The 22,879-nt window shown below is 36.9% G+C and carries 15 protein-coding genes and 5 pseudogenes; 4 read left to right on the forward strand and 16 right to left on the reverse strand.

Annotated elements, in window-relative coordinates:
- Nucleotides 1–3 precede the first annotated feature (3 nt).
- From racE to FLP15_RS09360, 7 genes and pseudogenes are all read right to left on the reverse strand, one after another.
- The gene (gene racE / locus FLP15_RS09330; protein WP_142766896.1) at nt 4–816 is read right to left on the reverse strand and encodes a glutamate racemase; all 813 of its coding nucleotides are present in this window, start codon (nt 814–816) and stop codon (nt 4–6) included.
- 131 nt (nt 817–947) lie between these two features.
- Nucleotides 948–1,186 (reverse strand): annotated as a pseudogene (locus FLP15_RS09335) (YneF family protein).
- Nucleotides 1,187–1,302: 116 nt separating this feature from the next.
- Nucleotides 1,303–1,815 carry a helix-turn-helix domain-containing protein gene (locus tag FLP15_RS09340; protein WP_142766897.1) on the reverse strand — a complete coding sequence of 171 codons (513 nt, stop codon included), beginning with the start codon at nt 1,813–1,815 and terminating at the stop codon, nt 1,303–1,305.
- A 493-nt stretch (nt 1,816–2,308) separates the two neighbouring features.
- Nucleotides 2,309–3,561, reverse strand: a pseudogene (locus FLP15_RS13625) (diaminopimelate decarboxylase).
- A 278-nt stretch (nt 3,562–3,839) separates the two neighbouring features.
- Nucleotides 3,840–5,282 carry a glutamate synthase subunit beta gene (locus tag FLP15_RS09350; protein WP_142766898.1) on the reverse strand — a complete coding sequence of 481 codons (1,443 nt, stop codon included), beginning with the start codon at nt 5,280–5,282 and terminating at the stop codon, nt 3,840–3,842.
- A pseudogene (gene gltB / locus FLP15_RS09355) lies at nt 5,282–9,735 on the reverse strand (glutamate synthase large subunit). The gene FLP15_RS09350 and the pseudogene gltB overlap by 1 nt, the downstream one beginning before the upstream one ends.
- Before the next feature lie 112 nt (nt 9,736–9,847).
- Complete coding sequence (locus FLP15_RS09360) at nt 9,848–10,870, reverse strand: branched-chain amino acid aminotransferase (protein WP_120771774.1); 1,023 nt, start codon at nt 10,868–10,870, stop codon at nt 9,848–9,850.
- A gap of 175 nt (nt 10,871–11,045) precedes the next feature.
- Between FLP15_RS09360 and FLP15_RS09365 the strand changes: the two genes are divergently transcribed.
- Nucleotides 11,046–11,798: a mechanosensitive ion channel family protein gene (locus FLP15_RS09365; RefSeq protein ID WP_142766899.1), complete on the forward strand. Its 753-nt coding sequence runs from the start codon at nt 11,046–11,048 to the stop codon at nt 11,796–11,798.
- A 526-nt stretch (nt 11,799–12,324) separates the two neighbouring features.
- Here the strand turns inward: FLP15_RS09365 and FLP15_RS09370 are convergent.
- The 3 genes from FLP15_RS09370 to ylqF form a co-directional block, all read right to left on the reverse strand.
- On the reverse strand, nt 12,325–12,567 hold the full coding sequence (locus FLP15_RS09370; RefSeq protein WP_142766900.1) for a hypothetical protein: 243 nt from the start codon (nt 12,565–12,567) through the stop codon (nt 12,325–12,327).
- A gap of 369 nt (nt 12,568–12,936) precedes the next feature.
- The gene (locus FLP15_RS09375) at nt 12,937–13,713 is read right to left on the reverse strand and encodes a ribonuclease HII (RefSeq protein WP_142766901.1); all 777 of its coding nucleotides are present in this window, start codon (nt 13,711–13,713) and stop codon (nt 12,937–12,939) included.
- 308 nt (nt 13,714–14,021) lie between these two features.
- The gene (gene ylqF / locus FLP15_RS09380) at nt 14,022–14,873 is read right to left on the reverse strand and encodes a ribosome biogenesis GTPase YlqF (RefSeq protein WP_142766902.1); all 852 of its coding nucleotides are present in this window, start codon (nt 14,871–14,873) and stop codon (nt 14,022–14,024) included.
- A gap of 322 nt (nt 14,874–15,195) precedes the next feature.
- Between ylqF and FLP15_RS09385 the strand changes: the two genes are divergently transcribed.
- From FLP15_RS09385 to FLP15_RS09400, 3 genes and pseudogenes are all read left to right on the forward strand, one after another.
- A complete protein-coding gene (locus tag FLP15_RS09385) occupies nt 15,196–16,011 on the forward strand; it encodes an Rgg/GadR/MutR family transcriptional regulator (protein ID WP_142766903.1) in 816 nt (271 codons plus the stop codon).
- A gap of 496 nt (nt 16,012–16,507) precedes the next feature.
- Nucleotides 16,508–17,115: pseudogene (locus tag FLP15_RS13875) on the forward strand (YitT family protein).
- Between the two features lie 25 nt (nt 17,116–17,140).
- On the forward strand, nt 17,141–17,479 hold the full coding sequence (locus tag FLP15_RS09400) for a hypothetical protein (RefSeq protein ID WP_142766905.1): 339 nt from the start codon (nt 17,141–17,143) through the stop codon (nt 17,477–17,479).
- An 89-nt stretch (nt 17,480–17,568) separates the two neighbouring features.
- Here FLP15_RS09400 and FLP15_RS09405 read toward each other — a convergent pair whose 3' ends face one another.
- The 6 genes and pseudogenes from FLP15_RS09405 to FLP15_RS09430 form a co-directional block, all read right to left on the reverse strand.
- The gene (locus tag FLP15_RS09405; protein WP_142766906.1) at nt 17,569–18,084 is read right to left on the reverse strand and encodes a D-lyxose/D-mannose family sugar isomerase; all 516 of its coding nucleotides are present in this window, start codon (nt 18,082–18,084) and stop codon (nt 17,569–17,571) included.
- A gap of 13 nt (nt 18,085–18,097) precedes the next feature.
- Nucleotides 18,098–19,200: pseudogene (locus FLP15_RS09410) on the reverse strand (PTS fructose transporter subunit IIC).
- Between the two features lie 2 nt (nt 19,201–19,202).
- Nucleotides 19,203–19,517, reverse strand: a complete 315-nt coding sequence (locus tag FLP15_RS09415; RefSeq protein ID WP_142766907.1) for a PTS fructose transporter subunit IIB — start codon at nt 19,515–19,517, stop codon at nt 19,203–19,205.
- A gap of 101 nt (nt 19,518–19,618) precedes the next feature.
- Nucleotides 19,619–20,494, reverse strand: coding sequence for a ketose-bisphosphate aldolase (locus FLP15_RS09420; RefSeq protein ID WP_142766908.1), 876 nt, complete (start codon nt 20,492–20,494; stop codon nt 19,619–19,621).
- Nucleotides 20,495–20,548: 54 nt separating this feature from the next.
- Nucleotides 20,549–21,013 (reverse strand): PTS sugar transporter subunit IIA, encoded by a 465-nt coding sequence (locus FLP15_RS09425; protein WP_142766909.1) that lies wholly within the window; start codon nt 21,011–21,013, stop codon nt 20,549–20,551.
- Complete coding sequence (locus FLP15_RS09430; RefSeq protein WP_142766910.1) at nt 21,000–22,493, reverse strand: BglG family transcription antiterminator; 1,494 nt, start codon at nt 22,491–22,493, stop codon at nt 21,000–21,002. The genes FLP15_RS09425 and FLP15_RS09430 overlap by 14 nt, the downstream gene beginning before the upstream one ends.
- Nucleotides 22,494–22,879: the final 386 nt, after the last annotated feature.

The raw sequence follows: 22,879 nt of genomic DNA on the forward strand, positions 1-22,879 counted from the left end.
CATTTAAAGTTCCTTGCCCTCTTCTATTTCAGCGTGCATAACATTTATGTGTCCAATATTTAGCCATTTTTCTGCGATAATTTGAAATGACTCAACACCCGCCGTTGTATAAAATTGATGATTAATTTGTTCACGTTCCGTTCCATTTAGCATGAAATAATTAAGTAAAACTGAAATATCACGTACGGTTTCAGCTCCTGAATCAATCAATTTAACATTTTCTCCCATTGTTTTTTGTATTAAAGTACGTAACAATGGGTAATGAGTACATCCCAAAATAAGTGTATCAACTTTTCCTATAAGAGGTTTTAAGCTCTCTTTAACAACCTTTTCAGCAATTGTTGAATCCATCTCATTTGACTCAACAATTGGAACAAATTTAGGACAGGCTAAACTGGTTACTTCGATTGATGGTGATTTGAAATGTATGGCTTTTGGATATTCACCCGATCTTACAGAAGCTTGTGTGGCGATGACACCAATTTTTTTACCTGTTGTTTGTTGAATTGCTGAAGAAGCTCCAGGTAATATAACTCCAATAACGGGAATATCAAGTTTAGTTTTTACATTTTCGAGTGCCACCGCTGTTGCTGTGTTGCAAGCCATAACAATCATTTTTACATTCTTTGAAAGCAAAAAATTGACCATATCCCAAGTGAAAGCAAGAATCTGCTCACTGCTACGAGGGCCGTAAGGCGCGCGACGCGTATCTCCGATATAGACAATTTCTTCGTTAGGGAGCTGTCTGAGGAGCTCACGAGCAACGGTCAGTCCGCCGACACCTGAATCTAATAGGCCTATTGGTCGGTTGTCCATTTTTCTTCTCCTTCAAGAGTTAAAGAAGCTGTAGATGTTTATCCAGCGCTCTTTTTTGCTACCGATAAAAGTAAACGCTGAGAGAGCTTGGTACAATGTCCCTGCTACTTGCTCAGCGTATACACTTTTACTTATTTTTTCTTTGTGTCAGCTTGTTTTGCTGCAGCACGAATTTGACGAAGAACTTGTTGAACTTGTACTTCGCTTGGCTTACGTCCCATTGAACCCATCATAAGACGCACAGCATCTTCGTTAAGTGGTGGGTTATCCATGAGCATTTTTTTAGTTTGTCGTTGTGAGAACCATGTTCCCCAAAGAAACCAGCCAGAAGGCAGACAACCATAAGCAAGATAGCTAACAATAAGTTCATTTTGAATCTCCTAAATTTGGCGAAACGCTTTCGCCATTGATGACACTTTATTATATCAAAATTTATGTATTTTGTCAGTAGTTTTTGTAATGAAATTTATGTTGCTGAGGCCTTTTCTAATCTCTGAGTAACCAGTCCAGTGTGGTTTCTCCCAAATCTGCGATTTCAATGAGATGCTCTATTGATGGAATGAATTGATTATTCTCCATCTCCTCAATAAAATTTGCAGGAACACTTGGTGAAAGAGTAGCCCCAAGTTCCAATTCAGAAAAATTGAGTTCAGTACGAATTTTTTTAATTTTTTCTCCTAATTTATTGGGAATATTTGAGTGAGAAAAATCTAAAGATTGATAAGATTTATTTGATATTTCCATGGGATTATCTGGAAAGCTGCGTACTCTCTGTAATCCTTTTCTATTTTTTGAGGAATTCGTTATTTCATTTTCTATCTTATCCAACAAATCCATATCAGGTTTTTTTCTTAAAAAAAGGATATCAGCTATTATTGTGGCGGGATAGTTTAAATCTTCCGAGAGTTTTAAAATGGAAAGACGATTATGTCGCATCTCTGTTTTTAACTGTTTTATGCGTGTACTGATACTTACCTGTTCTTTCGTCGTAGTCATCATAGTCAGCTCTCTTCCACATTTGAATTCGTCAATATTAACTTATTTTCTCTTTTAATACAGTTTAAATTCTCACAAAGTATTAGTTTAAACCCCACGTTACTCTTCTTCTCGTTCATAAAACTCTCCTCAATTTTATGATTTCTACGAAAAACTACAATTTTTCGTAAGAAATCAGTAATAAAATTAATAATTTATTTAATACATTAGCTATATTAATAGTATACAAACATATATAGTATGTCAAGCTTTTTTTAGTATTTCTTAATAAATATTAAAAAATTATGATAAATATCAAATGAATCGTGATAAAACATGATAACGCTACAGATCTCTTCTACAATATTACATTTAATATCTGATATTTCTACGAAAAATTGTAGTTTTTTGACCTCTTCGTTTTTATGCGAATGTTTTAGAAAAAAATTGTCATTCTATTACTTTTATTTATAAAAAAAACATGCATTTATCTATAAAATGTATGTTTTTTTCTTTATTAAAATTCAAAACCTTGAAGTGTGGCGAAATAATCTTCTGGTCGCTCCGCTCTGCGAATCATTCGACTTTTTCCATCTTCTTGGAGCAAAATCTCACTACTTCTGAGCTTAGCATTATACTGATAACCCATTGAAAAACCATGAGCACCTGTGTCATGGATAACAAGCAAATCTCCAATTTCTATTTTAGGAAGTAAGCGTTGTTTAGCAAATTTATCATTATTCTCACAAAGGGAACCTGTAACATCATAAGTTTCTGTTGCTATATCATTTTCCTTGCCTGACACGCTAATGTGATGGTAGGCATTATAAAATGCTGGACGCATCAGGTTTACGGCACTTGCATCTACGCCAACATAGCTTCGATATGTTTCTTTCAAGTGAAGTACTTTTGTGATCAAGACACCATGTGGAGCAAGCATAAATCTTCCAAGTTCTGTGAAAATCTTAATATCACCTAAACCATTTTGTGTTAAAACTTCATCATAAACTTGATGAACACCTTCACCAATAATGGAGATATCGTTTGCCTTTTCCTCTGGTCGATAGTTCACTCCAATCCCACCTGATAAATTAATAAAATCAAGCGTTACACCTGTTTTTTCACGAATTTCAAGAGCAAGTTCAAATAACTGACGAGCGAGTTCTGGATAATATTCATTCGTTACAGTGTTTGAAGCAAGGAAACTGTGCATTCCAAATTTTTTCACACCGAGTTGTTGCAAGTCTTTAATCCCCTGAAATAGTTGAGCTTTTGTCATACCAAACTTGGATTCTTCTGGGTTATCCATAATTTTTGTTCCCATCGAAAATACGCCCCTGGATTATAGCGTAAGCTCATTGTTTCAGGAAATTCAAAGTCTGTCAGTGCTGACAGAAATTTAATATGTTCATAAGCATCAAGGTTAATCGTTGCACCAATTTTTTTGGCAAATTTAAACTCTTCAGCTGGTGTGTCATTAGATGAAAACATGATTTCGGAACCAGAAAATCCACATTTTTGTGACATTAGCAGCTCGACATAACTTGCACAGTCTACTCCGCAACCTTCTTCGTGTAATATTTTTAAAATTGCTGGTGTGGGTGTCGCTTTTACAGCAAAAAATTCTTTAAAACCTTTATTCCACGCAAAAGCAGTATGAAGTGCGCGTGCTTTTTCACGGATTCCTTTTTCATCATATAAATGAAAAGGCGTTGGATATTTAGCAGTGAGCTGTTCAAGTTGTGTTTTTGTTACAAAAGGGTTCTTCATAGTATTCTCCATGTTTTTTCTTTGCTCTATTATATCAAGATGTAAGGCTGCTTGTCCAGAACTCTGTTATACCAAGAGGTGAACAATGCCGTCAAGAAATGGAGAGATTGGAAAATGCCACTATTACCTTCTCTTTTGATTCTCAATGGACTTAATTACAAGCTATGAACCATAATGAGCTTAGTTCTTACAACGTTATCACTGAAAAAGCTCAAAATGTCTTGCTGACAAATTGAGCTTTTACTGACAGAATGTTCTAGATTACTGACAGACTTTAATCAGTAACTCGTCACCATTTTTATCAGTTGTTCATCAACGACCTCGGCTGCTTTTCTCCCTTCACGAATTGCCCAAATAACGAGAGAGGGGCCACGCCTTGCGTCTCCAGCGACCAGAACCTTGTCATTATTAGTTGTGTAATTATCATAAATTTCTTTTACCCCAAAATTGCTCAGTAAATCTTTGTCAGTACTGACAAAACCCATCGCAAGCAATACAAGATCAGCTTCTAGTAATTTTTCAGTGCCTGCAACGGATTTAAAATCTGGACCAACTTCGGCAACTTGTAATGCTTTGATTTGCCCTTGATTATCACTGATAAACTGTGTTGCGGTCATTTTATAAGCAGTCAAATCAATATTTCCCGCAAACTGTGCTTCTTCCTGTCCATAGCCTTGTTTTAGAACCATCGGCCACTCTGGCCAAGGATTATTTTCTGTCCGCTCAAAAGGCAAAGGAGGCGTAATTTCAAGTTGTTGAACACTAGTTGCTCCGAGACGAACGGCTGTCCCGATGCAGTCATTTCCTGTATCTCCACCTCCGATAACAATTACTTTTTTTCCTTCAAGTGATTTTGGAACATTATTTTCACCAACAGCGAGTACAGTTTTTGTTGTTTCAGTTAAAAAATCCACTGCAAAACGAATCCCTGATAATTCACGACCAGCGATAGGTAAATCTCTTGGTATCCCAGCTCCAATTGCCAATATTATTTTATCAAATCGGCTCTCTAAATCATCATAACTCAAATCACGTCCAATCTCAGTATTCGCTACAAACTGGACACCAAGTTTTTCCATTAAATCAATTCGTGTCTGAACAACGTTCTTATCAAGTTTCATGTTGGGAATGCCATACATCAGCAAACCACCAAAACGGTCTGATTTTTCAAATACCGTGACAGTATGACCAAGCTGATTAAGCCTCCAAGCTGCAGCTAGGCCTGCAGGACCTGAACCAATCACTGCAATTTCAAAACCTGTTGGTTCTGCTGCTTGCCCAGCTTCAAATACCCAACCTGAATCATTGGCTAAATCTCCAAGGAAACGTTCGTTATCCTTAATGGTTATCCCTTCACCATGAAGTGCTTCAGCACAAGATTTTTCACAAGGTGCAGGACAAACTCGTCCTGTAAATTCTGGAAATGGGTTAGTCAATACTAGACGTTCGTAAGCCTTTTTCTGAACCCCTCTATAAATCAAATCATTCCACTCTGGAATATGATTATCATTTGGACAACCAGAAACTGCTCGTTTGCCTCCATAAAAGATTCCTTGGTGACAGAATGGCACATCACAATGCATACAGCGCGCTGCTTGTCTTTTTCGTTCTTCTACGGATAAAGGAACTTGCAATTCTGCAAAATCGCGTACACGCTCTGCAACTTCTCTATAAGGATTATTTACTTTTTGATATTTTAAAAATCCATTTGGATCTGCCATTAGATTACCTCCGATACTTTCTCAAAGGTTGCCATCGTAAGCTTTTCGCCTGACAAACCTGTTTTGGCAAGTGTTTCTTCTACATCTTTGATATGATGATATTCTCTCGGATAAACTTTAATAAATTTTTGATGTTCTGTTTCCCAATTTTCCAAGATATATCGTGCTTTTGCAGAGTTTGTATATTGTAAATGCTTCTTCAACAACACTTGTAATTTATCGTCGCCTGTTGTTTCTCCAAGATGATAAAGTTCTACCATTTCATGATTAACTTTTCCTGCAAAGTTTCCTGCAACATCATATACATAAGCGACACCGCCAGACATCCCTGCTGCGAAATTACGACCAGTTGTGCCCAAAATCACTGCAACCCCACCTGTCATATATTCGCAACCATGATCGCCTACACCCTCAACAACAAACTCTGCACCAGAATTTCGGACACCACAGCGTTCACCCGCTCTGCCTCGGAAATAAGCTTCTCCACCGATTGCTCCAAAAAGGGCGACATTCCCAATGATAGAGGTGTTTTCTATGTTATATGCCGCATCAACAGGCGGCTTGATAATCAGTCGTCCTCCAGATAGAGATTTGCCAATATAGTCATTTGCCTCGCCAACAAGGGTTAACTCCATGCCAGCTGTTGCGTAAGCTCCAAAAGATTGTCCAGCAACACCATCATAGCTGTAACGTACTATAGCATCTTTCAGTCCAAAATTACCATAACGTTCTGCAATCCATCCCGCCATTCTCGCTGTAGCTGTCCGATTAATATTCTTAATTTCTTCATGAACGCTAGAGAAAGCGCCTGAGTTGATTGCTGATTCTAATGTTGCATCAAGCTCACGCCAAGGACGACTCTCATCAAATGGATTTTCGTGTTTGACAGCGATAGGTAAAGTGTGACCAATCATTCGCTCAAAGTCTAAACCTTGCATCTTATCTGGAAGCTGTTCTTTTTTATGAAGCAACTCTGCATGACCAACAAGCTCATCAATCGTTCGGAAACCAAGTTCTGCAAGAATTTCTCGCAGTTCTTCTGCCATAAAATGCATCAGACGCACAATATGCTCAGGTTTTCCCATGAAATTTGCACGTAATTTTGGATTTTGTGTCGCAATCCCTACTGGGCAGGTATTCAAATGACAATTTCTTGTCATAATACAACCAATAGCGACTAAAGCAAGACTACCAAATGAATACTCCTCGGCGCCTAACATTGCCGCAACTGCAACATCACGACCTGTCACAACCTTGCCATCAGTTTCTAAAATCATGCGGTCACGCAAATTATTCATTGTCAATGTTTGGTGTGCTTCAGCTAGTCCCATTTCCCATGGAAGCCCTGCATCACGTGTAGAATTTCTTGGACTTGCCCCAGTACCACCATCATATCCAGAAATAACAACTTTATCAGCACCAGCTTTGACACAGCCTGTAGCGATTGTTCCTACTCCAGTGGACGAAACTAATTTCACATCAATTTGAGCATAGGGATTAACTTTTTTAAGGTCAAAGATAAGTTGAGACAAATCTTCGATTGAATAAATATCATGATGAGGTGGAGGGGAAATCAAGCTCACACCAGGTGTAGAATTTCTTACTTCTGCAACCCACGGGAATGCTTTTTTACCTGGCAATTGTCCGCCTTCACCTGGTTTTGCTCCTTGTGAAATCTTAATCTGAATTTCTTCGGCAGACATCAAGTAAGCTGCTGATACACCAAAGCGGCCTGAGGCAACTTGTTTGATTTTAGAATTAAATGCAGTACCATAACGTTTAGCATTTTCTCCGCCTTCTCCAGAGTTGGACTTGGCACCAATGGAATTCATTGCTTCAGCTAGGCATTCATGTGCTTCTTTGGATAGTGAGCCGAAACTCATCGCACCGATTTTAAATCGTTTGACAATGTTTGAGGCAGGTTCAACTTCCGCTAACGTTATTGGTTTACGATCGGATTTGATTTCCCAGATATGACGTAAACTAGTTGGGTGTTGTTTCGCTTCGTCAGTCAAATATCCTGTGTATTTTTTAAACTTTTGATAATCATTTTGACGGACAGCATTTTGGATTTCATAAATCATGATTGGGTCATAAATATGATGTTCTCCACCATCTTCAAGCGAACGATATTGAAAGCTTCCGCCTGTTTCAAGTAAGTCATTTGCCAGGTGACCATAAGCTTTTTCATATCTTGCACGATATTCATCTTCTATTTGTGCCAATGAAAGTCCACCGATTCTTGTGCTCGTCCCTGTGAAATATTTGTCAACAACTTCTTTTGATAAACCAATGGCCTCAAAAAGCTGTGCGCCTTTATAGCCGACAATGGTTGAAATTCCCATACGACTCATGACTTTCACAATTCCTTTTTCGGCAGCATGACGATAATTTTCAAGTTGTTCAGGTGAGCCCATTTCCCAATCTGATAGTGTTGCATAAGCACCATAAGGATGGATTGCAGATGCGCCGTAACCCACAAGTGTTGCAAAGTGATGGACTTCGGAAACCTCTGCTGTATCTAAAACAATCGCAAATTTTGATGCTGCACGTCTTCCAAGCATGTAGTGATATAAGCCTGATAAAGCAAGCAAAATGGGCATCGGCACTTTTCCTTTTTCAAAGGCTCTATCACTCAGAACAATGATTGTCGCACCCGCATTGATGAGTCCTTCGACTTTATAGAACAATTTATTTAACGCATTTTCTAAAATGTCATTTTCATCATACAATGTAGAAACAACTTCTGTGTGATACTGAGGTTCTTTTAGTGCTAAAATCTTTTCAAAATCTGTTGTTGAAAGGACTGGACTTGTTAATTTGAGCTTACGAACGTTGTCAGCACTTACAGAAGCCGGATTTCCATCTTCACCAAGATAAGTTTCTGTGCCAATAACAATCTGCTCTCTAATTGCATCAATAGGTGGGTTGGTGACTTGAGCAAACTGTTGTTTGAAGAAGTTGTAAAGTGATTGCGCTTGTTCTGACAAAACAGCTAGTGGCGCGTCAAATCCCATTGATATTGTAGGTTCTGCTGCATTTTCCGCCATTGGCAACATAACTGTACGAATCATTTCGTCATTATAGCCAAAAAGCTTCCACATTGCTTTAATGTTTGCTGACGGAATCTTGTCAGTAGATATTTTTTCTGTCAGTGCTGACAGATTTTTTAAACCTGCTGATAGCCAGTCTTGGTAAGGATATTTGCTCGCATAATATTTTTTGACTGCATCATTTCTTATCATTTCGCCTTTGTCAGTGTTGACCAAAATCATATTACCTGGACCAAGTACTGATTTTTCAACGATTTGATTGGCCGGAATATCCACAACACCTGACTCTGAAGACAGAATGATAAAATTATCTTTTGTAATAAGATAACGGCTTGGACGTAGTCCGTTTCTGTCAAGCCTAGCACCAACGGTCGTTCCATCAGTAAATACAAGTGCTGCTGGGCCATCCCAAGGTGCGATATGTGCAGTACTGTATTCGTAAAATGCTTTTAGTCCAGGAGCCAAACCTGTATTCTCTCCCCAAGCTTCTGGAATCATTGCAAGTAGACTCTCAGGCATTTCTCGTCCGTTTCTATAAAGATGCTCCATACAATTTTCCAATTTTGCTGAGTCAGAGTTCTCAGAGTTATACATCTCAATATCATGAACTTTCATCCAATTTTCAGCGCCACGTAATGTATTAATTTCGCCATTATGCGCCAAAAAACGGAAAGGCTGGGCCCGATTCCATGATGGAAAAGTATTCGTAGAAAATCGACTGTGTGTCAAAGCAATGTGGCTTTTAAAAGTTTCATCAGATAAATCTGGATAGAATAATTTGACCTGATAAGCGTGTAACATTCCTTTATAGACCACTGTCTTACTTGACAAAGAACAAATATACAAGTCATTTTCATCAAATCTTTTTTCAAGTGAACGACGAATATCAAATAAGTCACTTTCAAAATCTTTGTCAGCACTGACAGCTTTTTGTTCAATGAATACTTGCACAAAAGCAGGCATAATTTTTTGAGCAGTCAATCCACATGATTCATAGTGAAAAGGAACTGCACGCGTGAATAAAACTTCGTGTCCCTGCGCTTTTACTGCGGCAGTAATGGATTCCAATGCTTGCCTTTGCTTGTTTTCTTGACGCGAAAGAAAGAATTGCCCTACTGCGTAGTTTCCTTTCTCTGGAAGTTTCACATTATTTTCTTTGGCTATTTTTACAAAAAATTCATGAGGTAAAGCAAGTAAAATTCCCGCTCCATCTCCTGTTTCGGGTTCAGCACCAGTCCCCCTCTATGATTCATCCGTTTAAGCATCGTGAGTGCGTGTTCAACAAGTTGGTGACTTGCTCTGCCATCAATTTGAGCAATAAAGCCCATTCCACAAGCATCCGACTCAAAGTCTGGCTGCCACAAAGTTGTTTTCATTGCTTTTCTTGCTTCAGCTTTCATTTCTTTCCCTCTCAGTCATTAAATTTTGATAATTTATTATTTTCTGACTATTATCTGGTTTAAAAAAGCGGAAAACCGCTTTTGATTTTTACTCCTTTGATATGAATCACTCTTAATTTACTTTAACAATCCATCCATCAGGTGCTTCTACATCACCAAATTGAATGCCAACAAGTTCATCATATAAACGTTTAATCGTTGGCCCAACCTCTGTTTCCGAATGGAAAACATACTGTTTTTCTCCATCATCAATACGTCCAATAGGTGAAATAATAGCAGCTGTTCCACAAGCTCCAGCTTCAACAAATTGATTCAAATCACTCACAGGAACATCTGTTTCAATTGCTTTCAAACCCAGACGATGTTCCGCTAAATATAAGAGTGAATATTTAGTAATTGAAGGCAAAATAGACGGACTCAACGGCGTAATAAATTCATTTTCCGCCGTAATCCCGAAGAAATTTGCTGCTCCGACTTCTTCAATCTTTGTATGTGTTGCTGGATCAAGATAAATGGCATCAGCATAACCCGCTTTTTTAGCACCAACTTCTGCTTGAAGTGATGCAGCGTAATTTCCTCCAACTTTTGCACCGCCTGTCCCCAAAGGAGCAGCACGATCATAGTCGCGTGAAATAACAAAGTTTGATGGTGCCAAACCACCTTTAAAATAAGAACCTACAGGCATTGCAAAAACAGTAAAAAGATATTCATCCGCAGGTTTCACCCCAATAATATCCCCAATCCCAATAAGCAGCGGGCGAAGATAAAGCGTCCCACCTGTACCATAAGGAGGCACAAAATCTTCATTAGCTTTAACTACTTGCTTAACTGCATCAATAAACATTTCTGTTGGAACTTCTGCCATGCACAAGCGACGCGCCGTTTTTTGAAGTCGTGCTGCATTTTGGTCTGGGCGGAAAAGCTGAATTGAGCCATCTTTTGTGCGATAAGCTTTCAGTCCTTCAAAACCTTGTTGACCATAGTGTAGAGCAGGAGAAGACTCACTAATATGGAGTTGATTGTCTCCTGTTAGCTCCCCTGTACTCCATTGTCCATCTTTATAGCGGGCAATATAGCGAAATGGTAAGTTTGTATAGTTAAATCCTAGGTTTTCCCAGTCTAAATCAATCGTCATAACATCCTCCGAAAATTTTCTGTTATAATAGATTATATTATTTTCTGAAAAGGAAAACAAGAAAATATTCAGAATTTTTATTAAAAATTCAGTCAATGTTCGGTTTTGTTTTGATAAAACAGCATAATACCAAGCTTTCATAGCTTTTAATAAAAATATCAGCGATTGGAGAATTATGAACTTTTTAAAAATAAATTGGGAAGATTTAGGCACGCTTCTCCTTGACAAATTAATCACTATTATCCTTGTCAGCCTACTTTTCTTTATCCTTTATCAAGCTGGAACTCGAATTGTAAAGCGACTTTTTAAAAACTATAGCGAACAAAAATGGACGGATACTTCTCGAATTTTAACGCTCTCTAGACTTACAACCAGTGGCATCCATTACCTTACCGTTTTTCTATATATCTACACGGTTCTTGGCCTTATCGGTATTCCTGTAGGAAATGTTTTAGCTGGTGCTGGAATTATTGGTGTGGCCCTTGGCTTTGCGGGACGCGATTTAGTTGCTGATATTATCAATGGTTTTTTTATCATTGTTGAACATCAGATTAATGTTGGCGATACTGTGGCCTTTTCCGGTTTAGATATTGAAGGAATTGTCAAAACTGTAGGTATCCGCTCTATTACTGTCATTGGGACAGATGGTGCAACTACTTTTATCCCAAATCGTAACATTGCCGCACTAAAAAATTACTCTTATACAGCCCGCACAGTCAATCTTGATGTACCAGTAGACCTGTCAGTACTGACAGAAACAAAAGCACATATTTTATCAGTAAATGCTGATTATCCGCAAGTTAAATTCGCAGGAATTATTAACCATGAAGAAAAATTATTTATCCGTAGCACATTAACTGCTTCATCAGCCGAACTTCCAGCTTTAAAAATGGAAATTTTGGATAAATATTACGACACCCCATACTGACAGATTTTTACAACGAATTGATGTTACAATCTAACTTCATGGCGTAAAAACATTGCCATGACACACTAATTGCAGTTGCTATAGCTAAACCACTCTAAAATCCAACCAAGATTGCTCTAAATTAATTGAGTTCGGTGCGCTAGAAGCTAGGAAAATAGCTGCTCCGCTGTTCATTCGCTCTATGCGAGTAAACTCGCTAGGCGAAATGGCAACTTGGAACCTGTCCTTGCGGACAGAACCCCAATTTCCTATCTACGCAGCAAGCTGCTCCGCTGTCCACACCGCAGGTATCCATGCTCGCTACGGCACTAAAATGCCTAGTCGCACTGGTTCTCGCTAAGCGACTGAAGTCGCAAGTCAAGGACGACAACGAAAGACTGGCGGAAAATTTGAGGAAGATTGGGGGTTTTAGAGTGGCTTGGCTATAATTCCCCCACATCTATAAAGTGGAACGAAAGTAGCGGTTAGTATAACAGAACACTTGTCAGCTACTACAAAAAAAACGTGAAAATTACTTCACGTTTTTTCAATACTGTCCAGTCAAAAATTTCTCTAAGTTAGCAACTGTTTTGATTTGGTAGTCCGTTTTACTTGCATTATTTTCCAAGTAACCTTGCTCATAGCCTGTCACAATAAACTTCGCCATCTGCTTACCATTCATCAATAACTCATACGATTGGTCTAGTTTTTTCAAAACATAAGCTCGATACTTGGAAGAACCTGACTCTTCCGCTTTTTCGACCAATTTTCTAATCAATTCAGTATCCATTTCATCTCCTTTTCGAGGTTAAACTCAACTGCTTGAAACAAATGATAGCAATCTTGAAAGAAAAATCCCTCGTTAAATTCTTTAAAATATAATTACAAAGTCATTGTAGCAAAGCTAAAGCGATTTTTCAAGAACTTATAGGAAAATTCATCAAAGATATATTGCTTTGAATTTCGTCTGACATCTATAAAACACTAGTGCTTTGCGCCTCAACTTGTGGCTTCGGCTTTTGCTCTTGGGGCTTTAGGACAGCGGAGACAACACTTAGTTTTCTTGGATCAATCATTTTTTAGTCGCTTAGTTGTTGCCCCTAGAGAATGTAGCTTAATTCACCAGCGATTCAAAACTTTTCCTGAATAATTCTTGATTTCATTTTTCGGATTCAACCATAGACTTAATCGGTTCATAGGATTTTCGATGAATAGGTGTAATTCCCAACTCTGTCAGTGCTGACAGATGTTTTGCTGTACCGTAACCAACATTATTTTCAAAATCATAACCAGGAAATTCAAGAGCAAAACTTGCCATCATCTCATCACGGGTCACTTTTGCAATAATTGAAGCCGCGGCAATCGAAAGCGATGTTGCATCCCCATGAATAATCTTGGTCTGTGGTATCTCAATATCAAGCGCCATCGCATCAATCAACAGATGCTCAGGAACAACTTTCAAATTTTCTACTGCCTGTAACATTGCGATTTTTGTCGCTTCATAAATATTAACTTCATCAATTTTTTCGTGACTAACCACTCCAATTCCGACAGCAATAGCTTGTTTTTGGATTTCAGTAAATATCGCATGATGTTTTGATTTTGGCACTTTTTTACTATCATTCAATCCTCTAATTTTACAATTAGGAGGTAAAATCACCGCCGCTGTCACTACTGGTCCTGCAAGTGGTCCCCGTCCCACTTCGTCAATTCCAGCAATTAACTCAATGCCTTGCGCATATAAATTCCGCTCAAATTCAAGCATTTTCTCCAAGCGTTCATTTTCTACGGCTTCCACAAGAATTTGTTTTTTTCGAGCCTTGATTGCCAAATGAACACCTGAGCGTAAATCAGCTTCAAAAATCTCAAATTCAGGTGCTGACAAATCTGTCAGTTCTGACAATTGTTCTTTAATTTCTTTAATCGTTTGTCCCATTTTTATAAATTCCCATTTTCAAGAAAAAATTACTGACACTGTTTAACATTTATACCTATGGTTTACGTTTCACGCAAACCGCTTCTTGCAGTATCTTTGCAGCTGCCACTTAGTGTTAGATTGCGATTTGAACTTGCCACTTTATAGGATCTTCAGCGCTTACGGATATGCTAGTTGTTACATCTAGTGGCGTAGCGAGCATCGGCAGCCTTTTTATCAGACGCTTTAGCGGCTAGATAAAACGGACAAATGTTTATCGCGTAGCCGTAAGGCGGAGATAGCACGCACTTGCTTTGATAAAAACTCCATTAATTCTTGTAATCACCGACTCTATCCAAGCAGAAAAGCCCTAATTTCCCATCTCGAGCATCCTTTACAAATAGACTGTAAAATCGGTCATAATCATCTCGAAATCCAAAACGACGTGTCAATTCCATAATTAATTCAGGAACCTCTAAATCTAAATCTTCATCATTAATATGATAGCGTTTCTTTGTCAATTCAGGATAATGCTTCAAAAAATAATCCAAACCAAAAATTGTTACCTCATCCATCGGAAGCAAATCATCCTTGATCGCACCCGTCAAAGCTAATTTCAATCCCACAAGCTGATCTTCAAACTTAGGCCACAGAATCCCTGGAGTATCGAGTAATTCTAGTTCCTTATTTGTACGAATCCACTGCTGCCCTTTGGTAACACCAGGACGATTTCCCGTTACGGCTACCTTTTTACCAGCTAGACGATTCATCAATGTTGATTTTCCAGCATTTGGAATACCAATAATCATCGTTCGCAAAGTGGTATGGGCAATTCCTCGTTCGCTGTCACGCGCCATTTTAGCCGACATTAACTTTTTAGCAGCTATCGTCAAACGTTTTGCCGTGTATTCTTCCTTAGAATTTATCGCCAATGTTATAAAGTTTTGTTGCTCAAAATATTCAATCCAGTCCTTCACAGCACTAGAATCAGCCAAATCCGCCTTATTCAAAGCAATAATTCGCGGTTTATCACCAATAATTTGTCCCAGCATAGGGTTTCTTGAACTCATCGGTAACCTAGCATCTACCAGCTCAATCACAAAATCGACATACTTCAAGTTCTCTTGCACCTGTCGCCTTGCTTTTGACATATGTCCTGGGAACCATTGGATTGTACTCATCTATTTCTTTCCTTTCATACTCACAATTAAACTTCTTTCTAGTTTTTATCACTTCACTTTGTAAAATCAATTTTTCTCTTTTTCACGCAAAGTAATAAAGTGAGACAAAATAATAAATTATAATTTTATTCAGTACCCCATTTTAGCATTTTTTTGCCTTTATTTCTTGTCCTTAAAAAACCGTATTTTTCCAAAATAAAAAATTATCTCTTAAATTTTACCACTATGTATAAATAATCCCTTGACAAGCATTTAAAACAATTTTAAAATAAAGAGCGTATTTTTTTTAATATGGATTAATATGGCAGTGAAAGGAATTTAAATGATTTATAAAAAATATGGTGAGATTTTTAGAGCATTAAGACAACAAAAAAAGCTCTCTGTTTTGCACTTTGAAAGCATTGGTATCTCAAAAGCAACCTTAGCGAAATTTGAACGTGGAGAATCAATGATGGGATTTGACCGTGTCGTTCTAGCATTACAAGAGTTAGGCATCTCTCTTGAAGAATATGAACAAATTTTAAATAATTATACAAATAGTGACCAAGATGAATTAATTGAACGCGTCATCATCGCAGACCTCTATAGTGATAAAAATGAATTATTAAAACTTATAAATGACCTTGAACAATCCGGACATTATTCCCTCGCTCTTGCTGCCAAAAGTACCTTGTTTTCCTTGAATGACATAGAAAGTGAACAAATTATTGATTATTTATTTTCAATCAGTATCTGGGGCTATATGGAGCTAAGTATTTTTTATCTCTTTCTGCCAAATCTCAGCGCTCGAGAAACACAATTATTAATCAATTCTTTTTTGATTGAAAAACATCCTCTACTTTCTTCTTCCAAACATAGAAATAAGCTACTTCAGATTGCTTATAAATCTGCCATTCTTTTTTCATCACGTGGATACATCGATTCTGCAAAATACGTTATAAATTGTATTGATAATTATCATCTAGAACATGATATGTTCAATCAAAATTTGAGAAATTTGTCCGTAGGGTACTGGAATTTTTGTTTTAAAAACACCTCCGAAGGAAAACTACAAATACAAAAAGCAATTGATATTTTCAACAGTCTCAATCTCTCCGAAGTCTCGAAATATTATCAAAATATGCTCGATAGACTATAAATACCTAATCCCTCTTGCTTATTTCTAATTAAAAATCTCCCCTTTTCTAACAAAGAGGAGATTTTATATTCTATGTTTTTATATGCCAAAAATGAATTCACAGATAAAAATTATGATAAACGAAATAGAAACAATAAAAATAAAAATCATCATTAATAACGCAACAACAATTTCCATTTTTGATACATTTTTCAAATTTGTACCTCCTTATATTATTCTATGTTAACTTTATCATAAGCAAATACGATTTTTAGTCCCTTCTTTTATACGATAAATCTATCCCTTTCTTCTCTTTTCATATCGCTCTATAAAATCTTACCTATTTTATGACACATTCTGATTTTGGCCAATATATTTAGTGTATAGTAATTTATAATGATTATTCAAAAATACCAAATTATACGTTTTTCACTACTTTTCACAAGTGTTTTTGAGACTCTATAAATACCAATACCAAAGAAAGGACTTGCAAACTCAAAATTGCAAGTACATACTCATGAAAAACAATATCAAAGAATATATATTAATCATTATTGGCTCTCTATCAATTGCTTTTTCTGTAAATTGTTTAGCAATTCCAAACCTGCTAGGTGAAGGAGGAGTACCCGGACTAATCGCTATGGGCACTTATTTATTTGACATCCCCTCCTATCTTACCAACTTTTTTCTTAACGGTTTACTTATAATATTTAGCTATCGTTACTTTAATAAAACTCTAATTTTTCGGACAGTTTTTGTCGTAATCCTCTCCACTATCTTTTTGCATCTTACAGCACATCTCCCTCTCAGGCTTCCATATCCTATCCTTGCCGCTGTTTTAGCTGGTGCTTTCATGGGAGGGGGATTGGTCTCATTTATTTAGGAAAAGCAACGTCTGCAAGTGGTAGTCTAATTGCTAAAATACTGGAAAAAAAATTCAATATCCGAAAAAGTCTGGGCTTGCTTATATCTGACCTTTCTGTAATTCTTCCATCTAGTATTTTTTTAGGAATTGAGCGTTCACTTCTCACCATCATTTCTGTTTATGTGTCCTCTAAAGTATTATCTATCATTATCGAAACAGATTTATCCAAGTTCTTCAAAATTTCTAAGAGTTTTTCATAAAATATCATTCTACTAGGAAATAATTATGCTCATTATTGATATCTACACAATACCAAATACTCTCAAAAATAAAAAAAGCCTTGCAAAACTTGTGGCTCGTGTCGTTAAAAATATAAAAAAAGATAAAACTCACGGAAATGTCCTATGTCTCATTCATGAAACTGATGCTCTTTCCAACGACAATGGAGAAGACAATTATATTCACAGCCATATTATTCATAGCTCTGGAGAGCTTAATCGCTCTCAACAGTCAAAAATATTTGAAGAACTCACATATTTACTTCCGAGATTTTCTGAGCAAACCAATAGAATATCTATCTCTTTTAGCGAAACAACACCCACTTATTTTAGTAGTTTTTGGTAAAGTTATTGATTTGCACTATATCCAATACACGAAATTCAAATTACTAAAAAATGAGCTAGGATTAACGTCCTAGCTCTGCATAAACTCCATTAACGTTTAATATTAGGATTAGTGAAAATATCCGACGAATCATCACTAGGCGATGAAAACTCTGAAATAATCGCTCCCTCTTCTGCTGCTTGAAACCAATGCAAAGTATCAGGAATAATTGTATACTGTTCTCCTGCCTCAAGTACAATCTCATGTCGAATGGTATACCACTCTTTGCTCTTTTCTGGAATTTTAGCTGAGATTTCTTGCACATTTTCCTCGCCTTCCACATAAAGATAGACTTTACCATAACGAACTCGAAAAGTTTCTTCTTTTCCTTCAATTTCTAACTTTACTCCTCGCCGTGGATGGCGATGTTCTGGACAAGTTTGTCTAGGAAGTAAAACCATTTCTTTCGCACAATAGCGGTCATTATTCACATAAACAATGAGATTAAGTCCCTCTTCCTCAATGTTTTTCAACCCAAAATCAGCATACTCTATACCATCTAGTTCTTGTCTTGTAAAAGCAATACCTGAATTTTTAAATATTGCTCTAATTTTTTCTTGATACATTAATTTACACTCCTTAAGAAATTTTGAGATCTCCAAACTCAATATCTTCCTCTTCTTTTTCCTCAAACTCAGCCATTTCATTTGGATTAACGGGCTTCATTATAAATACAAAGACAATAGCTTGTGCTAATGAACCAATAATAAGAGCAACAACGAAGAGAAATCCACGATTACCCGTCATCGTTGGCACAGCAAACATCCCTGATGCTGGAATATGACTATCACAACCCCAAAACATTGACAATGCCCCAAATATACCACCACCAATGCCTGTTGCAATCATATTTTTTAACCAATTTTTGAAGATAATTGGAAAACACCCCTCGGTAATCTGACAAAATCCCATAGGAATAGCAGATTTTAATGTTTCAATATCCTGTTTATCAAAGACATTTTTCTTAAATATTTTCTGAAGGATTAAGGCAAGTCCGTAGCCAAATGGTGTAATCATGGAGGCACCAATCAAAACGGTAAGCGGTGCATAAATATTTTCTGAAAACATCGCAAACACCACTGCAAATACTGTTTTATTGATAGGTCCGCCATAATCAATAGAAGCAAGAACACCAATAATCAAACCATAAATCAAAAGTTGTGAAGAATCAAGATGATTTAAATAATTTGTCAGCAAACCGACCAGATAGTTGATTGGCGTACCAAGTATATAATACATCACCATTCCACCTAGAAAAGATGATACAAATGGCACAATTAAAGTTGGCATTAGACCTTCCATCCATTTTGGGACTTTAACATTAGCATAGAAAAGTAATGTAATAATCCCAACAACAAATCCTGATGCAATGCCACCGATAAACCCAGTATTAATCCCATGAGCAACGAATCCAACAATCAATCCTGGTGCAATACCTGGCTTATCTGCAATAGAGTAAGCAATCGCAGTAGAGACCACTATGGGAAGATAACCTAATCCATAGCCCCCATTGTTGTCATAGTGTCCGCAAAACTAAATCCTTTTGAAAAGTCAGCGATTGATGCTCCTCCCATAATATTACCAATAGCGAGCAAGAACCCTGCCGCACAAATGATTGGTAAAAAGAATGAGATTGCCGTCATTAAATGTCTTTTAAAACCTAAATCTTTTAAAACACCCATTATTATACTCCTTGATGTACTTCTTCGAGTTTTTCAACTAGTTTGTTTGGCGACTTGACAACAAGGCTAGTTGGTACTTCGACAACTTTTTTACCTTCAAAGCGATTACGACCATTAATTTTTATATCTGCCGCAATAATAACAATATCAGCTTCAGCGATTTCTTCTGGCGTCAGCTTATCCTGTTGCCCAGCAAGTCCTTGTGTTTCGATATGAATGGTATGCCCATGTTCAATACCTGCTTGTGTCAACTTCTCCTTAGCAATATAGGTATGAGCAATCCCCGCTGTGCATGCTGCAATTCCAACAATTTTCATAGTTCACCTCACAATTTTTATTTTTGTAACCGTTATCTTTTTCATTTTTTAAATTTCTCTTTGGATTTAACCAAAGAGAAATTTAGTCTATCAGTACCAAATTACTGAAAATAATACTTAGCTGTATTACTCGCGCCAAAAAGTTGATTCTTTTGATGAACTACTTTTTCGGTTTCTTTCATAGGTGCTGGGAAGAGTATATTCGGTTCGCGTTTTTCATTATTACCATCATTAAGCTCTTCTCTTAATCGTTCTGCAAAAACAATTTTAATATCTGATGAGATATTCACCTTATTGATTCCATGCGTAACTGCTGCTTTAATCTCAGAATCCAAGTTATTAGACGCCCCATGCAATACTAGCGGAATACCTGTTTCTTTAACAATTTCTTCCAAAACATTAATTGCTAATTTGGGCTGAAGCCCTTTTGGATAAAGACCATGAGAGGTCCCAATACCTACAGCAAGTGAGTCACACCCTGTCCGCTCAACAAATTCTTTAGCTTGTGCTGGATCAGTATAAATTCCTTGTTGATTACCTCCTTCCACATTATTACCAGTATTGCCAATTGTTCCAAGTTCAGCTTCAACGGACACCCCAACAGCATGTGCCGCTTCAACAACTTTTTTAGTAATTTCAATATTTTCTTCGAATGGAGCTAAAGATTTATCAATCATAACCGATGTCATCCCTAGTTGAATTGCATGAATGACTTGTTCATAACTTGCACCATGGTCCAGATGGATCGCGATTGGTAACTTGGTCTTATTTGCTGCATCAATACATGAAGCAACAAAATTATCTTCCAAGAAGCTCAATTCATCTGGATGAATTGCTATGATAAATGGTGCTTGATCTTCTTCGCATGCTTTCAAAGTGGCGTTTAAGAGTTGTCCTGACCCACAGTTATAAGCTGGAATTGCAAAGTTCTTTTCTTTTGCGACTGAGAGTAGCTCTTTACCTGTTACTAAAACCATTGTGGTTCTCCTTTATAAAATATAATTTTTTATGACAAAATTTGTCTTGCAGATTTAGTTAGCAGTCGTCATTAGCTGATATAACTCATCAACACTTGTAACTTCTTTGAGTTTATCAAGAAAATCACTATGTGCTAGTAACACAGCAATTTGCTGCAATAGTAGTATATGAGTTGTATTAGCATCTGTATCTTTGACAGCAAACATAATGACTACTTTGACAGGCTGTTCATCCAAAGTTTCCCACTCAATTTCTTCATCTAATACAGCAACTGCAATCGTGGTATCCTTAACGGCAATTGATTTTCCGTGTGGAATAGCAATACCTTGTCCTATCCCCGTCACTCCCTCTTTCTCTCTCAAATAAACATCATCAATAAATTCTTGAGCATCAAAGAGATATCCTTTGGTTGCAAGCAAGTGACCCAGTTCATTAATCACCTCATCTTTAGTTTTGGATTTTGATGGTACAACTATCAAATTCTTATGAACGACTTTACCTAAATCAATGTCTGTCATTCGTTTTCTCACTTTCTTCTAAAATATAATTTATTTTCTGAACGTCTTTCTCTGTTAAAAGTGGACTAATCGTCAGAATTGGAACTTTGCCAATTTTTGTAACGGATACATCAAGTGTTGATAAAATCAAGTCAATATTTTCTTCAATAAATCCTTGACTTTTTCGTGCCTGGCGATTGCTCATCGCTGCAATAACATTTAAGTTGGGAATTTTCTTTTGGAGCCGTGCTTTTAATAACTCGCTGGTACCAATACCTGTTGCACAAACTAATAATACTCGTTTGTCAGTTGTCACTTCTAAATGATATTTTTCAAAATAAAGTGATAAATATCCAATTTCTGCCTCATCTATTTTAGTTTCAAAGGCAAGTTCATGGTTGATTCCATCAATGATTTTTGACAATTTTTCAAAGGTTTTCGTGTACTTTAACTTCACTTCGTCTAGCAAATTGTTTTCAATCTTAATTCCTAATCGCAAACGAGAAAGCATGGGTAACACATGTTGGTATAAATCTTCATATAGTCTACGACTTTGTGGCAATAGAGTAACATTAGCTATTTCAAATACATTGATTATCAGTGTTTTGGTGACTTCTTCTGCCAAACATTCATCTATTGCTTGACTTTCTTGTCTACTTAAATTGATAGCATATAAGGTTTGAAACATTAATAACTGTTCTGCCTCTTTTAACTCAACATTGAGATAGTTTGAAAAGTTTTTCGTGATAATGCTTGCGAGATCTGCTAAAGACTTATTTTTCATCATAAGTTGTCTCTCTGATTCATTTATCTCATGGATAGATGTTTGAATACTCCCTTCTCTGACCCGCTTAACAAGAACAGATAGATGAAGTCTGACAGTCCAATCATAAGGATAGCTAAGATATTGTTGTGTTTTTTCTTCTATTAACTCTACTTGTTTATCAATAAATTGATTGTCCACTGAAAAGAGGTTAAGCCCAATTTGTTTGAGACTGTTATTTTTGTTAATCGTCATAATCAAATCGTTAATCGCTCGTCTAATTTGAATTTCATCTCCTTCAATCCAGACATAATACTGATTTGTCTTGAAAACAAGATGAAAATCTTTAAATGCTTGTTTGATTTTATTTAGGCGCGTGGTCTTTGCACTATTTGACAGATAATCTATTTTCAAAACATCATACTGCCTTTTATTAGGATGGCTGAATAAAATTGTCAACATAATATCATATAAGGCTTTATCATCTTGTTCATCAACTGATAATTCAGCGTAAACATCCTTATCTTTGAAGTAAGCTGATAGCCGAAATCCTTTTCCCGCCTGTGATAGAATTAGTGGTTCAGCATAATGTCCTGTATACCGTTCATTGATTTTTTTAATCATCCGTCGAATCGTTTTATCCGATACGAGTAACTGTTTTGCTAAACTTGCAGCTTCAACATAATACTCAAAATTTAGTAGGCTCATCACCTGTCGTTCATTAGCATTTAATTCCACAACTCCATCCTTTCTTTTTTTATTACGTTTCTATCTTTTTTTCTTCATAAGTCTATTTTATCTGTTTTCTATAGATTTACTCACTTTCCTGTGTCCACATATATGGACAATTTATAAAATGAAGTCAAGACTTATTCAGTGGGAGTTTCGTAAAATATTTGTCCATTTTATCAGTCGCTATCTTCGCTGCGCTACGCTGTCCGTTTGCTCTTGCTGCTTTAGCAGTTAAGCAAACGGACAGCGGACGGAGACCGTTCGTAGAACGGCGTGCGAAGCACGTAGCACCGTAGAGAGCATCGACAGCCTTTTTATCAGACGCTTTAGCGGCTAGATAAAACGGACAAATGTTTATCGCGTAGCCCGAAGGGCGGAGATAGCACGCACTT

Origin of the sequence: Lactococcus protaetiae (assembly GCF_006965445.1) — a bacterium.
Taxonomy (GTDB): domain Bacteria; phylum Bacillota; class Bacilli; order Lactobacillales; family Streptococcaceae; genus Lactococcus; species Lactococcus protaetiae.